The following is a 13,319-nucleotide window of genomic DNA, read 5'->3' as shown; positions in this document are numbered from 1 at the left end:
GGAACGCCTGTTATTCGCGGCGATTTCGCATGGCTGATCGGCTGCGCGTGTTGCCCCTTGGAGGGACCGCGTTTTGGCGCCAAGATCGGGAAACGGTCCTGGGAGGTCAAATACCGCTTTGACCCGTCACTTATAGGGAATCGGAATAAGCGATGGACTACAGGCAGCTTCGCTATTTCATCGCGGTGGCCGAGGAGCTCAGCTTCAGCCGCGCCGCCAAACGGCTGCATGTCAGCCAGCCGCCGCTGAGCACGCAGATCAAGGCGATGGAGGAGGAGCTCGGCACGAAGCTGCTGTCGCGGACACGGCGTGCCGTCGAGCTCACCCAGGCCGGTCAATTGCTGCTGGAGCATGCGCGCCGTGCCGTCAGCGAGCTCGACCTCGCGTCGGAGACCGTGCGCCGTGCCGCGCGCGGTGAAGCCGGCGCGGTCCGTGTCGGCTTCACGGATTCTGTTCCGATGCTCGACATGTTCGCCGAATTGTTCCGCAGCTTCCGCGCCAGCTATCCGCGGGTGAAGATCGAACTGCGGCACATGTCGACGGCGAAGCAGCTCCTGGCTCTCGCCGATGCCGAGCTCGATGTCGCGATCATGCGGCCGCCGCTCGACTTCCGGCCCGCGGCCGATCTGCAGGTTCATGTCGTCTGGCGCGACCGCTTGATGGTGTTCCTGCCGATCGATCATCCGCTCGCCACAGCACGCGGCAAGCTCAGTGTTGCCGACCTTGCCGAGCACGAATTCGTCGGCATGGCCGAGAGCGGCTGCGGCGTCGGCGACCAGGCCGCAATGCTGTGCCGGCGCGCCGGCTTCGCGCCGCGGATCGCGCAGGAGGCGCATGAATTGCGCACCGTGCTCAGCCTCGTCGCAGCAGGGATCGGGCTTTCGATCCTGCCGTCCTGTTACCAGCATGCCGGGGTCATGAACGTCGTCGCCAAGACGCTCGATACGCCCGACGCCGAAAGCCGCATGCTGGTGGCGATGCGCTCGAACGCTTCGCTGCTACCGCGCCGCTTCGTCGAATGCGCATTGCAGGCGGCTTCGCGCAGTGCGCCACCGCTCGTTCCCGCGGTCACAGCAGTGAGCCGCTGATCGAGCCACGCGGAAGGCGACCGGCTGCTTGGCGCGTATCGCGCCTGACGGTCCGAGCACCCATACTTTCGTTGGCAGTAATCTCCCGGAATGCAGTTTGGCGCTGCTCTTGCATAACTGAATCTCAGGTGCTGGGGCGCCGATTCGTCGTGGTCTCGCCTGCGATGGCAATGTCGCGGGCGAATGGTTGGTGATGCGCGCCCGCAGCTGATCGAGATCTGCGGAGACGACAACATGCACGTTCTCTCACCTGCGGCGGTGCTGCTTGGGGCGGTGTGGATGACATCCACGATGTGGATGACATCGCCGACCCTGGCGCGCGACGACGGCCGCTACGCCAATTCACCCTTAAAACCCTGGTTCGAAAGCCTGCACAGCGGCTACGGGCAATGCTGCTCGGACGCCGACGGATCGGTGGTTGCCGATCCGGACTGGGAATCGGATCACGGCCACTATCGCGTGCGCATCGACAGCGAATGGGTCGTTGTGCCTGATGCGGCCCTGATCACCGAGCCGAACAAGATCGGGCGAACCATGGTGTGGAAGCACTATATCGACGGCCACCCGCGCGTGCGTTGCTTCATGCCGGGCAGTATGACCTGAGGCGCTGTCTCATGCAGGCGCGCGGCGTGTGAGGAAGCGCGTGATCACGCCGCCGAGCGCGGCGTGATCGAGCCGCTCGGTGAGCGAGGCCTTGGCGGTGTCGACCACGCGATCGGGCGCGAGGCCGCGGCGCAGGTCGCACAGCGCGGCGGCGTAGTCGGCGGTGAATTCCGGATGCGGCTGCACCGACAGCGTCGTGCCGTTGGCATAGAGCAGCCCGGCATGCGGCGTGAAGGCGGATGCCATGATGGTGCGCGCGGAGGCCGGCGGGATGATCACCTGGTCCTGGTGCGAGGCGGCCACCGCGATCGTGTCGCCCGCGAGCAGGCCGTTGTCCGGCGCCAGTTGATAGACGTGCCGGCCGATGCCCCAGCCCTTCTCGGACTTGCGCACCGTGCCGCCGAGCGCCTGCGCGATCAGCTGATGGCCGAAGCAGACGCCGACCATCGGAACATGCTGGTCATGGGCCGTGCGCACGAAGGCTTCGAGCGGCGCGATCCATTCGACATCGTCATAGACGCCTGCCGCAGATCCCGTGATCAGAATCGCGTCCAATGTAGCCGGACCCGGCAGTGCCTCGCCCCTGGCGATGCTCACGACGTCGCAGGTCACCGATGGATCTGATGCGGCCACCATCCGCTCGAACATCTGCGGATAGCTGCCGTGACGCTCGCGGTATTGCGGGCTGACGAGCCCGGTTTCGATGATGGTGATGCGGGGCATGAAACGCGCTTATGGAGGAGCGGGGATGACCCAGCCTTTACTCCGAATGCGCTGATAGACACAAGCTCTGCACACCCGTCATTGCGAGCGAAGCGAAGCAATCCATTGCTCCCGGGCGGATAGATGGATTGCTTCGTCGCTTCAGCGCAAAATTGCTTTGCAATTTTGTCGCCGAGCTCCTCGCAATGACGGGGGTGGCGCCGATCAATTCTGCGACGGTGCCGCCGCGTCGATCGTCGCGGTGTGCTGCGCTGCCGGTGCCGTGCCGACGTTCGTCGGCGTCGTCGCCACGATCGCCGGTGTCGTGCTGACGATCGCAGGCTCGGTGCGGTAGCGCGGCAGCTGATCCTCGAGCGAATAGCCGACGCAGAGCGCGAGGCTCGACCACACCGCCATGCTGAAATACAGCGACATCCAGGCGATCTCCTCACGCCACTCGGCGATGTCATGAGTTACGACCCAGCGCCGGCTGACGTCGCGCAGCCCGTCGAGCGGATGCAGCAGCGTGCCGCCGGCGGCGAGATTGGCGCGCCAGCGGTTCAGGTACATCGGGACGTCGATGGTCATCAGGAAGGCGAGGAAGGCGGCGATGCCGACGATCGCGACGATGAAGGCCCAGCGCACCGGACCGTGGAACTCGGGCAGCAGCCGGCACAGCGCAATCCCGACCAGAAAGAACACCACGGCCCAGATCGAGTTCTCGATCGCGTTGCAGAGATAATGCGTGGTCAGCACCGCATACCAGGAGAAGCATTCCGCGATCACGATCAGCGGCACGATGATCCAGGCGATGGTCACGGTGGTCTCGGCGCCGGTCATGGTGCCGAGCTGATGCAGGATGATCGCCCATTGCGCGGCGAAGCAGACCTCGGCGATGGTGGCGACGGTGCGGCCGACCACGACGCTCGACAGCCAGGTGTCGAACAGGCAGATGCGCTGCACGTCGGCGCGCGGCAGCACCGAGCGGAACGCGCAGCCGAACACATAGGCCGCGCACAGCAGCAGCATCAGGCCGATGCCGGAGGTGTTGCTGAAGCTGCCGCTCGCCTGCTCATGGAACTGGCGATACAGCGCGAACCAGACCGCGATGTTGGCGGCGCTGACAAGGCTCAAGAGGCCCCACCACCGGACCACTGGATTCGACCAAGCCAGCGAAACCGGCCGCCGTTCCATGCTCATTCACCGCTCCGCGTGTAACCGAATTGATATTGAACTGTAGTAATTCTGTCATAGAAGGCCGCGAATCACGACTAAAAAATGCGTGTGGCTCGAGCCCGGGCGGCTACGGATTGTGACAGCGTTTGTGACAGCGCGGCGTTTGTGACAGCGAGCGAGCGGCGCGCCGATTGTGACAACGCGCGGCCCGCCCAAACCCCTCTCTCGTCATTCCGGGATGCGCCGAAGACGCAGGCCCCGGAATGACGACGGGAGAGACCTGGTCCTCCAGCCTTCGCGATCGTGATCCAATGTGACATCCGCGGCGGGTAGGCAGGCTCCGCCCGATCCTCTACAGAACGGCTTCCTTTTTCCGGCCGCACCCGCACGGGCTGGCTTCAAGCGAAGGCGCCCTGTGACGACCGACATCCCGGCCAGCTACGACCCACTGCTGCGCAGGATCCACTGGGCGACGGCAGTGCTGTTCATCGCGGCGATGCTGATCGGGCTCTATTGCGGGCTGCAGCCGGCGGGGACGTCGCCGCGGCGTGAACTGCTCGAGGTGCACAAGTCGCTCGGCGTCACCCTGTTCTTCCTGGCGATCCTGCGGCTGATCGTGCGCGCGGCGACCACGGCGCCGCCGGAGCCGCGTTCGCTCTCGCCGCTGGTGACGATCGCGGCAAGGCTCAATCACTGGGCGCTCTACGCCATCCTGTTCGTGATGCCGGTGACGGGATACATGTTCTCGTCGGCCGGCGGCTATTCGCTGCGCTATTTCTGGACCTTCAGCTGGCCGCGCCTGTTCGCCGACAACAAGGCGGTGGCGGAAGCCGGCGAACTCGCGCATGGCGCGCTCGCCTATGTCGTCTATGCCGTGGTCGCGCTGCATATCGCGGCGACGCTCTGGCACGTCGTCGTCAAGAAGGACGAGACGCTGGCGCGGATGTGGCCGCGCGCGAGCCGCAATCCCTCCTGACGCGGCGATATATCGTCAGCCGCGCAACGCGGTTTCAGGAATCGTGCGGCGAACCACCTCGCGCATCGCGAAGCTGGAATGGATGCGGGCGACGCCCGGCATCCGCGACAGATGCTGTTTGTGGATGCGCTCGAAGTCGGCGATGTCGCGGGCGATGACCTGCAGATGATAATCGTCGCTGCCCGACATCAGATGGCACGACACGACGTCGGGACAGCGCGCGATCGCGGCCTCGAAAGCGGCGAGGTAATCCTCGCTCTGCTTCTCCAGCGTGATGGTGACGACGACCGTAGTGACGAGGCCAAGCGCTGACGGTTCGAGGTCGACGCGGTAGCCGCGGATCACGCCGATCTCCTCGAGATGACGGATGCGCCGCGCGCAGGCGGTCGGTGACAGCCCAACCTTCTCGGCAAGCTCGATCTGGCTGGCACGGGCATCAGTGACCAGTTCAGCGAGGATTCGGAGGTCGATGCGATCGAGACCGTCCACGCAGTTTTCCTTCAAGAGCGAAGCCGACGACGAAGGATATGAGCGTATTCGGCTGTGGGCAAGCCGGATTTCGCTGAGAAACGCCGTGTGACGGGGCATAGCCTTGTGGTTGGCGGAAACCAATTTTGCAAGGAGCGGACCATGCGCGTCGGCGTGCCCAAGGAAATCAAGGTCGAGGAATATCGGGTCGGGCTGACGCCGGCCTCGGTGCGGGAATATGTGGCGCACGGCCACGAGGTCGTGGTGCAGCGCGGCGCCGGCGACGGCATCGGTGCCGGCGATGACGCCTACACCCAGGCCGGCGCACGCATCGCCGACACCGCCGAAGAGGTGTTCTCCGTCGCCGAGATGATCGTCAAGGTGAAGGAGCCGCAGCCGTCCGAATGGATCAGGCTGCGCGAGGGACAGATCCTGTTCACCTATCTGCATCTCGCGCCCGACGTGCCGCAGACCACAGGGCTGATCGCCTCCGGCTGCACGGCGGTCGCTTATGAGACCGTCACCGACGCGCATGGCGGGCTGCCGCTGCTCGCGCCGATGAGCGAAGTCGCCGGCCGGCTTGCGATCGAGGCCGCGGGCGCCGCGCTGCGCAAATCCGCCGACGGCATGGGCAAGCTGCTCGGCGGCGTGCCGGGTGTTCCGCCGGCGCGCGTTGCGATCATCGGCGGCGGCGTGGTCGGCACCCATGCGGCGCGGATGGCCGCAGGGCTCGGCAGCGACGTCACCATCCTCGACCGGTCCTTGCCGCGGCTCCGCGCGCTCGACGACCTCTTCCTGGGGCGCATCCGCACCCGTTACGCCACGCTGGAAGCGATCGAGCAGGAGGTTTTCGCGGCTGATGTGGTGATCGGTGCTGTGTTGGTGCCCGGCGCCAGCGCGCCCAAGCTGGTGTCGCGCGCGCAGCTCTCGGGCATGAAACGCCGCGCGGTGCTGGTCGACGTCGCGATCGACCAGGGCGGCTGCTTCGAGACCTCGAAGCCGACCACGCACCAGGCGCCGACCTATCTGGTCGACGACATCGTGCATTACTGCGTGGCCAATATGCCGGGCGCGGTGCCGGTGACTTCGAGCCACGCGCTCAACCACGCCACCTTGCCGTTCGGCCTGGCGCTGGCCTCGAAGGGACTGCGCGCGCTGGTCGAGGATCCGCATCTGCGCGCCGGCCTCAACGTCCATCGCGGCCGTATCACCAACCCCGCCGTGGCCGAGAGCCAGCATCTCGCGGCCGTGATGCCGGAGGAAGCACTGGCGTCGTAGGAATTCGACGCACAGTAAGGCATTTGTAGCCCGGATGCAGCGAAGCGAAATCCGGGGCCGGCCTCTTCGCTGAGAGACTGCCCCCGGATTTCGCTATCGCTCCATCCGGGCTACGGTTCCGTTATCCGCACCAGACGTCAAGCATCCGAGATGTCATTTCTCGGCGAATCTTGACCCGGCTTCGCCGGTCAGTGCTTTCAGCCGTCTCTGCATCACTTCAATGATGTGCTCGCGCTTGGCTGCAATTCGCTCGATCGGGCCGCCGATGCCGATCGCCAGCGGAGCGCGGCGCTTCGGCAGGGGAACGAGCATGCCTATGGTGCTTGCGCCCGGCGTCGTGCGGCCGCCTGACTCGGAGAAGCCGCGGCGGCGAATGCGCTCGATCTCTTCGAGAAAGGCCGCTTCGCGAACGCGCGCCGGCTGGTTCGGCTCCTCGGCGTTGTTGCGACGGATGATGCCGCGAATCCTGGTGTTCGGCATTTGGCTCAGCAGCACGTGTCCGAGCGCGGTCCGAACCATCGGCCGTATTTGACCGGCATGTGCCGTGTACTGAAGCTGAGAGCCGCCGGGGACAACGTGCAGATATCGCATCCCGGCGGCGCCGGCCTGTTGCCCAAGCATGACGGTTTCGCCGCCCGTTGCGGTCCAGAGTTCCTCCATCAGATCGGTCAGCTTCTTGTCGCGGAACGGAGAACGACGGATCCAGTCACCGAGCAGATTGACCCGGTAGCTGGGGATGAAGCGCCGGGTCTTTCGCTCGTATTCGAGGTAGTTCAATTCAACGAGACTGCGCAGCAATACTGACGTGCTCGATTGGGGCATTCCCAATGCGGAAGCTATTTCAGTCATGGAAGCCGCCCGTTTCGTTTCCCGAAAGAACTCCAGAACTGCAAACACCCGCATGGCCGATTTGACGATGGCCGGCTTATTCGCGTTCGGCATTGGCTGTCTCCGCGGCGCGTCAACGACCGCACCTCCTTCACATATGTGAAGTTAGGCCGAAACCGCTTCACTTGACGACAACTTTGGCACAGATTGGCGCCAATTAGATCAAGCCGCATGGAAACGCACAGAGCAGGGGAAGGCGGATGCCCGGCCGAAGTTTGCTCGAGAAGATCTGGGATCAGCATGTCATCGCCCGTTTGAGCGAGGACACCGATCTCCTTCATATCGATCGCCATCTGCTGCACGATCTCGGCGGCTCGCGCGGCCTGCTCGATCTCAAGAGCCGTGGCCTCAAGGTTCACAATCCCGAGCTGACGTTTGCGACGCCAGATCACGCGCTGTCGACGGCGCCCGGCCGCGCCGGGACCAGCAAGATCGGACAGGAATTGCTCGCCGCGCTGCGGATCGAAACCGCGGCGAGCGGCATCACGCTGTTCGATGTCGATCAGCCCGGCCAGGGCATCGTCCACGTCATCGGACCCGAACTCGGCCTCAGCCTGCCGGGCGCGACGATCGTCTGCGGCGACAGCCACACCTGCACCCATGGCGGCCTTGGGGCGCTCGCCTTCGGCATCGGATCGAGCGAGCTCACCCATGTGCTGGCGACGCAGGCGCTGATCCAGCGCCGCCCGAAGACGCTGCGTGCGCGCTTCGAAGGCGAGCTGCCGCTCGGCGTCACCGCCAAGGACATGATCCTGGCGCTGATCGGGCAGATCGGCGCGGCCGGCGGCACCGGCTATGCGGTCGAATATGCCGGCAGCGCGATCCGCGCGCTGCCGATCGAGGGAAGGCTCACGATCTGCAACCTCTCGATCGAGCTCGGCGCCAAGATGGGCATGGTGGCGCCGGACGAGAAGACGTTCGAATTCCTGCGCGGCCGTCCCTACGCGCCGCAGGGCGAGATGTGGGATCGCGCGGTCAAGGCCTGGCGCGAGCTGCCGAGCGATCCCGATGCGGTGTTCGACCGCGAGGTCGTGATCGATGTCGAGAAGATCATTCCGCAGGTGACCTGGGGGATCAGCCCCGAGCATGTCGTCGGCGTTGACGGCATCATTCCCGATCCAAAGTCGGTGGACGATCCCGCACGGCGCGCCGCGATCGAGACTGCGCTGGAGTATATGGGCCTGCAAGGCGGTGCGCCGATCGCCGGCACGCCGATCGATTGGGTGTTCATCGGCTCCTGCACCAACAGCCGCTTGAGCGATCTGCGTGCCGCCGCCGAGGTCGCGCGCGGCCGCAAGGTCGCCGCCGGGGTCCGCGCATGGGTGGTGCCCGGCTCGGAGAACGTCAAGCGCGAGGCGGTCGCCGAGGGGCTCGACAAGATCTTCATCGAGGCCGGATTCGAGTGGCGCGAGCCGGGCTGCTCGATGTGCCTTGCCGCCAATGGCGAGGTGGTGGCGCCCGGGCAACGCTCGGTCTCGACCTCGAACCGTAACTTCGTCGGCCGGCAGGGGCCGCGCGCGCGGACGCATCTGGCGAGCCCCGCGAGCGCGGCGGCCTCGGCGATTGCCGGCGCGATCGCCGACGTCAGGATGATGGGGCGCTCGTGATGCCGAAACCGTTCGACAAGCTCACCGCAACCGCCGCGCCCATCATGCGCAGCAATATCGACACCGACGTGATCATCCGGATCGAGCGGCTGGTCGGCAACGGAATCCGCGGCACGCTCGGCAAATGGGCGTTCGGCTCGCTGCGCTATCTCCCTGATGGCTCCGAGAATCCGGACTTCATCCTCAACCGCGAGCCGTACCGGGACGCGGAGATCCTCGTCACGGGACCGAATTTCGGCTGCGGCTCGTCGCGCGAGGGCGCGGTGTGGTCGCTGCAGGAGCGCGGCATCCGCGCCATCATCGGCTCCGGCTTCGGCGATATCTTCTTCGCCAACTGCTTCCAGAACGGAATCCTGCCGGTCGTCGTCGGCAAGGCGGTGGTCGATCAGCTTGCCGCCGATATCGAGGCGACGCAGGGCGCCGGCAAGGTCTCGATCGACCTGGAAGCGCAAACCATCGTGTCGCCATCAGGCGCGCGGCATTCGTTCGAGATCGATCCGCGGCGGCGCGAAGGGCTGTTGAAGGGGCTCGACGAAGTGGCGCTGACATTGCAGCGCGACGACGAGATCCACGCCTTCCAGGCTTCCGACCGCACCGCGCGGCCCTGGATTCATTCGACAAGGATATCCGCATGAGCACGCAATCCAACATGGTCAAGGTCGCCGTGGTCGGCGGCGAGGGCATCGGCCCCGAGGTCACCGCGCAGTCGCGCCGCGTGCTCGACTGGTTCGCTGCGAAGCGTAACGTGCCGATGACCTTGCGCGAGGCGCAATACGGCCTGATCCCGTATCTGGCGACCGGTAAGGTGTTGCCTGAAGACACGGCCGAGGCGATGGACGAGGCCGACGCCATCCTGTGGGGCGCCACCGGCGGGCCCGAGACCACCGAAGTGCCGGCGGCGGCGCGCAAGGCCGGTAGCCTGCTCGGCCTGCGCAGCAAATACGATCTCTACGCGAACTTGAGGCCGATCATGGCGAGCCCGGCCCTGTCGGCCTCGGCGCCGCTCAAGGCGGAGGTGCTCGACGGCGTCGACTTCGTCATCATCCGCGAACTGACCAGCGGCATCTATTTCGGCGAGCCGCGCGGCATCGAGACCTTGCCCGACGGCCAGCGCCGCGGTTTCAACACCGAGCAATACACCACGAACCAGATCCGCCGCGTGGCGCGCTCGGCGTTCGAGCTGGCGCGTACCCGGCGCAATAAGGTCTGCTCGGTCGACAAGGCCAATGTGCTGGAGACCAGCGTGGTCTGGCGCGAGGAGGTGATCAGGCTGCACAAGGAGGAATTCTCCGACGTCGAGCTGACCCATCTCTATGTCGACAACGCCGCGATGCAGATCGTGCGCGAGCCGCGGCAGTTCGACGTCATGGTGACCGGCAACATCTTCGGCGACATCCTGTCCGATTGCGCGGCGATGGCCTCGGGCTCGCTCGGCATGCTGCCGTCGGCCTCGCTCGGCCCGGTCGACCGCTTCGGCCGGCGCAAGGCGCTGTACGAGCCGGTGCATGGCAGCGCGCCCGACATCGCCGGCAAGGGCATCGCCAATCCGCTCGGCTCGATCCTCAGCGTCGCGATGCTGTTGCGGCTGACACTGAATCGGCCCGAGGATGCCGATCTACTGGAGCAGGCGGTGCAGGCCGCACTTGCCTCCGGCGCACGAACGGCCGACATTGCGGAAGCCGGTGCGAAGAGGCTGTCGACCGTCCAGATGGGCGATGCGGTGCTCAGCGCGCTGGACAAGATCTCGGCCAAGGAGCACGCGTGATGGCGCGCCTGACCACGCCTCAGATTTCGCGGCGATCGGCACTGACGGTGATCGCCGCCGGCGGTGCCGCGCTGGTGAACGGGCGTGGATGGGCGCAGGCGACCCCGGGCCGCGCGATCTATCCGGTCGCGGTGCCGGTCTATCAGACGCAATTCGTCGCGGACCGTATCGGCTACTTCAAGGACGCCGGGCTCGACTGCAAGCTGGTGCAGGGCGGCAGCGGCGTGAAGACCCGCGAGATCATCGCTTCGTCGCAGGGCGATATCGGCATCGGCGACGTCACCCATCCAATGCAGCTGACCAATCACGGCCGTGCCGCGCGCGTGCTGCTGCCGGTCGACACCCGGTCGAACTCGGTGATGTTCATCCTGCGCAAGGATTTGAAGGACCAGGGCATCAATTCGCTGGAGGCCTTCACGCAATGGAAGCGGCCCGACGGCCGCAAGCCGATCGTCTCGGTCTCCTCGCTTGGCGGCACCAACCATGTCTGGGCGTCCTACTACATGGAAACCATGGGGCTCGACGACAAGGTGACCTGGATCGGCACCGGCAATGTCGACACCATGCTGGGCTCGCTGAAATCGAAGCAGGTCGACATCCTCGTCAGCTCGCTGTCGCTGTTGAACGAGGCGCAGCAGCAGGGCTGGGGCGAACTCTTGTTCGACGGCACCGATGAAGCGATCTGGAACAAGCATATCGGCGGCAAGGTGCCGGTCACCGCGCATTTCACGCTGCAGGCGACCATCGACAAGGATCCGGCCAAGATGCAGGCCTATGTCACCGCGCTGTGGCGCGCGTCGCAATGGATCAAGGCGCACAAGCCGACCGAGGTCTACGACGCCATCGAGCCCTATGTCGGCAGCACCTCGCGCGACGCCAATCTGCTCGAGATCACTGCGATCCAGAAGGTCGCGGATTATGAGGGTTCGGTCGATGCCGCGAGCTTCGCGCGCGGCGAGAAGGTCTGGTTCCGCGAGATGACCGGCATCAAGCCGCTCAAGATCGCCGACGTGGTCAACTCGAACCTCATCGACGCGGCGCGAAAGGCCTATCCGGGTTGAGCGCGCTCGAGACGAGCGCAACCGTGTCGCCGCGCGCCGCGGCCGAGCGCCGCGTCGAGGTCAAGGGCCTGAGCAAGTCGTTCCAGCTTGCCAGGACCACGATCGAGGCCGTGCGCGACGTCAGTTTCGACGTGCGCCGCGGCGAGTTCGTCGCGCTGCTCGGGCCGTCGGGCTCGGGCAAGAGCACCGTGCTCAACATGATCGCCTCGCTGATCCGCCCGACCGGCGGCGAGATCCTGATCGATGGCAAGCGCGTTGTCGCCGGCAAGGCGACACCCAATGTCGGTTATGTCTTCCAGCGCGATACGCTGTTTCCGTGGCGGACCGTTGGCGACAATATCGGCTACGGGCTGGAGCTATCGGGCGTGCCCGCGTCGGAACGCAAGGACCGCATCGCGGAATGCGTTGCGCAGGCCGGCTTGAAGGGATTCGAGAATGCCTATCCGTCGGCGCTGTCGGGCGGCATGCGGCAGCGCGCGGCGCTGATGCGGACGTTGATCGTCGAGCCGCAGATCCTCTTGATGGACGAGCCGTTCGGCGCACTCGACACCCACACCAAGATCGACATGCACGAGGTGCTGCTGCGGATCTGGGAGCGCGAGCAGCAGACCGTGCTGTTCGTGACCCACGATCTCGGCGAGGCGCTGACCCTGGCCGACCGCATCATCCTGTTCTCGGCGCGGCCGGGCCGGATCAAGGACATGTTCACGGTCGATTTCGACCGCCCGCGCGACGCGGTGAAGGTGCGCGAGACGCCGCATTATGCCGAGCTGTTCCAGCACATCTGGCATTCGCTCGGCGAGGAGTTCGTCAAGGGCCGCAGCGCATGAAGAGGTACGGCACGCTCGGCACGGTCGGCTGGCAGGTCCTGATCTGCGCCGTCGCGTTGTCGGTGTGGCAGTGGGGCTATGACCTGCGCACCAAACTGCCGTGGCTGGTGCCGGATCTGCTCGATCCGTATTTCATCTCGAAGCCGTCGATGATAGCAGACAATTTCCTGATCCAGAGCTGCCTGACCTCGAAGCTCGGCGTCTTCAACGGCTGGTTCAACGGCGACTTCGCAAAATGCCTGGCGCGCAACGAGAACAATCTCTGGGCGGCTACCGCGATCACGCTGAAGAACACCTTCTTCGGCTTCGTCACCGGTGTGGTCAGCGGCTTCGTCGCCGGGCTGGTCCTCGGGCGCTCCGATCGCCTGAGCGCGATCTTCCAGCCCTTCATCACCGCGGTGAATTCGATTCCGCGGATCGCCCTGGCGCCGATCATCGTGCTGGCGTTCGGGATCGGCGACATGTCGAAGATCGTGACGTCGTGGATCGTCGTGGTGTTCCTGGTGTTCTTCAACACCTTCGAGGGCGCGCGCTCGATCGACGAGGGTTTTACCAATGCGGCGCGGCTGCTCGGCGCCAGCGAATGGCAGATCACCCGCACCGTGGTGATTCCCTCGACCATGGCCTGGGTGTTTGCCTCGCTGACACCGGCGATCTCTTTCGCGCTGATCGGCGTCATCGTCGGCGAATTCATCGGCGCCGAGCGCGGCATCGGCCGTCTCATCATCGAGTCCGAAGCGCGCGGCGAGGCCTCGGGCATGATGGTCGCGGTTGTGGTCTTGATGCTGGTCGGCGTCGTGCTGTCGGCGATCATCTGGCGGCTGCAGGCCTATCTCTTGCGCTGGCAGCGGCAGCGCAGCGCCGAATAGGTGGGTGT

At 65.5% G+C, this 13,319-nt stretch carries 14 protein-coding genes; 10 read left to right on the top strand and 4 right to left on the bottom strand.

Annotated elements, in window-relative coordinates; translation table 11 throughout:
- Positions 1-152: 152 nt before the first annotated feature.
- Positions 153-1,088: a LysR substrate-binding domain-containing protein gene (locus FBZ93_RS18485; RefSeq protein ID WP_146987306.1), complete on the top strand. Its 936-nt coding sequence runs from the start codon at positions 153-155 to the stop codon at positions 1,086-1,088.
- A gap of 279 nt (positions 1,089-1,367) precedes the next feature.
- Positions 1,368-1,691, top strand: coding sequence for a hypothetical protein (locus tag FBZ93_RS18480; RefSeq protein ID WP_208764030.1), 324 nt, complete (start codon positions 1,368-1,370; stop codon positions 1,689-1,691).
- A gap of 9 nt (positions 1,692-1,700) precedes the next feature.
- On the opposite strand, the gene FBZ93_RS18475 is transcribed toward FBZ93_RS18480, so the two are convergent.
- Positions 1,701-2,414: a type 1 glutamine amidotransferase gene (locus FBZ93_RS18475; protein WP_146987305.1), complete on the bottom strand. Its 714-nt coding sequence runs from the start codon at positions 2,412-2,414 to the stop codon at positions 1,701-1,703.
- Positions 2,415-2,618: 204 nt separating this feature from the next.
- Positions 2,619-3,587 carry a hypothetical protein gene (locus FBZ93_RS18470; protein WP_167529105.1) on the bottom strand — a complete coding sequence of 323 codons (969 nt, stop codon included), beginning with the start codon at positions 3,585-3,587 and terminating at the stop codon, positions 2,619-2,621.
- A gap of 397 nt (positions 3,588-3,984) precedes the next feature.
- On the opposite strand from FBZ93_RS18470, the gene FBZ93_RS18465 reads away from it, so the two are divergent.
- Positions 3,985-4,545, top strand: a complete 561-nt coding sequence (locus FBZ93_RS18465) for a cytochrome b (protein WP_246667545.1) — start codon at positions 3,985-3,987, stop codon at positions 4,543-4,545.
- 15 nt (positions 4,546-4,560) lie between these two features.
- Here the strand turns inward: FBZ93_RS18465 and FBZ93_RS18460 are convergent, their stop codons facing one another.
- Entirely contained in the window at positions 4,561-5,049 is a 489-nt protein-coding gene (locus tag FBZ93_RS18460; protein WP_050627110.1) for an Lrp/AsnC family transcriptional regulator, read from the bottom strand.
- A 126-nt stretch (positions 5,050-5,175) separates the two neighbouring features.
- Between FBZ93_RS18460 and ald the strand changes: the two genes are divergently transcribed.
- Entirely contained in the window at positions 5,176-6,291 is a 1,116-nt protein-coding gene (gene ald / locus FBZ93_RS18455) for an alanine dehydrogenase (RefSeq protein ID WP_146987304.1), read from the top strand.
- Positions 6,292-6,444: 153 nt separating this feature from the next.
- On the opposite strand, the gene FBZ93_RS18450 is transcribed toward ald, so the two are convergent.
- Positions 6,445-7,233: an IclR family transcriptional regulator gene (locus tag FBZ93_RS18450; RefSeq protein ID WP_146987303.1), complete on the bottom strand. Its 789-nt coding sequence runs from the start codon at positions 7,231-7,233 to the stop codon at positions 6,445-6,447.
- 146 nt (positions 7,234-7,379) lie between these two features.
- On the opposite strand from FBZ93_RS18450, the gene leuC reads away from it, so the two are divergent.
- From leuC to FBZ93_RS18420, 6 genes are read left to right on the top strand one after another with little or no spacing between them, the layout of a single operon-like run.
- A complete protein-coding gene (gene leuC / locus FBZ93_RS18445; RefSeq protein WP_146987302.1) occupies positions 7,380-8,786 on the top strand; it encodes a 3-isopropylmalate dehydratase large subunit in 1,407 nt (468 codons plus the stop codon).
- Complete coding sequence (gene leuD, locus FBZ93_RS18440) at positions 8,786-9,421, top strand: 3-isopropylmalate dehydratase small subunit (RefSeq protein WP_146987301.1); 636 nt, start codon at positions 8,786-8,788, stop codon at positions 9,419-9,421. Before leuC ends, leuD begins: the two co-directional genes overlap by 1 nt.
- The gene (leuB, locus tag FBZ93_RS18435; protein WP_146987300.1) at positions 9,418-10,551 is read left to right on the top strand and encodes a 3-isopropylmalate dehydrogenase; all 1,134 of its coding nucleotides are present in this window, start codon (positions 9,418-9,420) and stop codon (positions 10,549-10,551) included. The genes leuD and leuB overlap by 4 nt, the downstream gene beginning before the upstream one ends.
- Positions 10,551-11,612 (top strand): ABC transporter substrate-binding protein, encoded by a 1,062-nt coding sequence (locus FBZ93_RS18430; protein WP_146987299.1) that lies wholly within the window; start codon positions 10,551-10,553, stop codon positions 11,610-11,612. The genes leuB and FBZ93_RS18430 overlap by 1 nt, the downstream gene beginning before the upstream one ends.
- A complete protein-coding gene (locus FBZ93_RS18425; RefSeq protein ID WP_167529092.1) occupies positions 11,609-12,442 on the top strand; it encodes an ABC transporter ATP-binding protein in 834 nt (277 codons plus the stop codon). Before FBZ93_RS18430 ends, FBZ93_RS18425 begins: the two co-directional genes overlap by 4 nt.
- The gene (locus FBZ93_RS18420; protein ID WP_146987297.1) at positions 12,439-13,311 is read left to right on the top strand and encodes an ABC transporter permease; all 873 of its coding nucleotides are present in this window, start codon (positions 12,439-12,441) and stop codon (positions 13,309-13,311) included. The genes FBZ93_RS18425 and FBZ93_RS18420 overlap by 4 nt, the downstream gene beginning before the upstream one ends.
- Positions 13,312-13,319: the final 8 nt, after the last annotated feature.

This window comes from Bradyrhizobium macuxiense, from assembly GCF_007993935.1.
GTDB classification, from domain to species: domain Bacteria; phylum Pseudomonadota; class Alphaproteobacteria; order Rhizobiales; family Xanthobacteraceae; genus Bradyrhizobium; species Bradyrhizobium macuxiense_A.
The sequence above is the reverse complement of the archived record's forward strand: the minus strand, read 5'-3'. Positions and strand labels throughout refer to the sequence as shown.

What these genes read in the sequence shown, in the direction of transcription:
- FBZ93_RS18485 (WP_146987306.1), top strand. Translation starts at nt 153, where the DNA reads ATGGACTACAGGCAGCTTCGCTATTTCATCGCGGTGGCCGAGGAGCTC.
- FBZ93_RS18480 (WP_208764030.1), top strand. Translation starts at nt 1,368, where the DNA reads ATGACATCCACGATGTGGATGACATCGCCGACCCTGGCGCGCGACGAC.
- FBZ93_RS18475 (WP_146987305.1), bottom strand. Translation starts at nt 2,414, where the DNA reads ATGCCCCGCATCACCATCATCGAAACCGGGCTCGTCAGCCCGCAATAC.
- FBZ93_RS18470 (WP_167529105.1), bottom strand. Translation starts at nt 3,587, where the DNA reads ATGGAACGGCGGCCGGTTTCGCTGGCTTGGTCGAATCCAGTGGTCCGG.
- ald (WP_146987304.1), top strand. Translation starts at nt 5,176, where the DNA reads ATGCGCGTCGGCGTGCCCAAGGAAATCAAGGTCGAGGAATATCGGGTC.
- FBZ93_RS18450 (WP_146987303.1), bottom strand. Translation starts at nt 7,233, where the DNA reads ATGCCGAACGCGAATAAGCCGGCCATCGTCAAATCGGCCATGCGGGTG.
- leuC (WP_146987302.1), top strand. Translation starts at nt 7,380, where the DNA reads ATGCCCGGCCGAAGTTTGCTCGAGAAGATCTGGGATCAGCATGTCATC.
- leuD (WP_146987301.1), top strand. Translation starts at nt 8,786, where the DNA reads ATGCCGAAACCGTTCGACAAGCTCACCGCAACCGCCGCGCCCATCATG.
- leuB (WP_146987300.1), top strand. Translation starts at nt 9,418, where the DNA reads ATGAGCACGCAATCCAACATGGTCAAGGTCGCCGTGGTCGGCGGCGAG.
- FBZ93_RS18430 (WP_146987299.1), top strand. Translation starts at nt 10,551, where the DNA reads ATGGCGCGCCTGACCACGCCTCAGATTTCGCGGCGATCGGCACTGACG.
- FBZ93_RS18420 (WP_146987297.1), top strand. Translation starts at nt 12,439, where the DNA reads ATGAAGAGGTACGGCACGCTCGGCACGGTCGGCTGGCAGGTCCTGATC.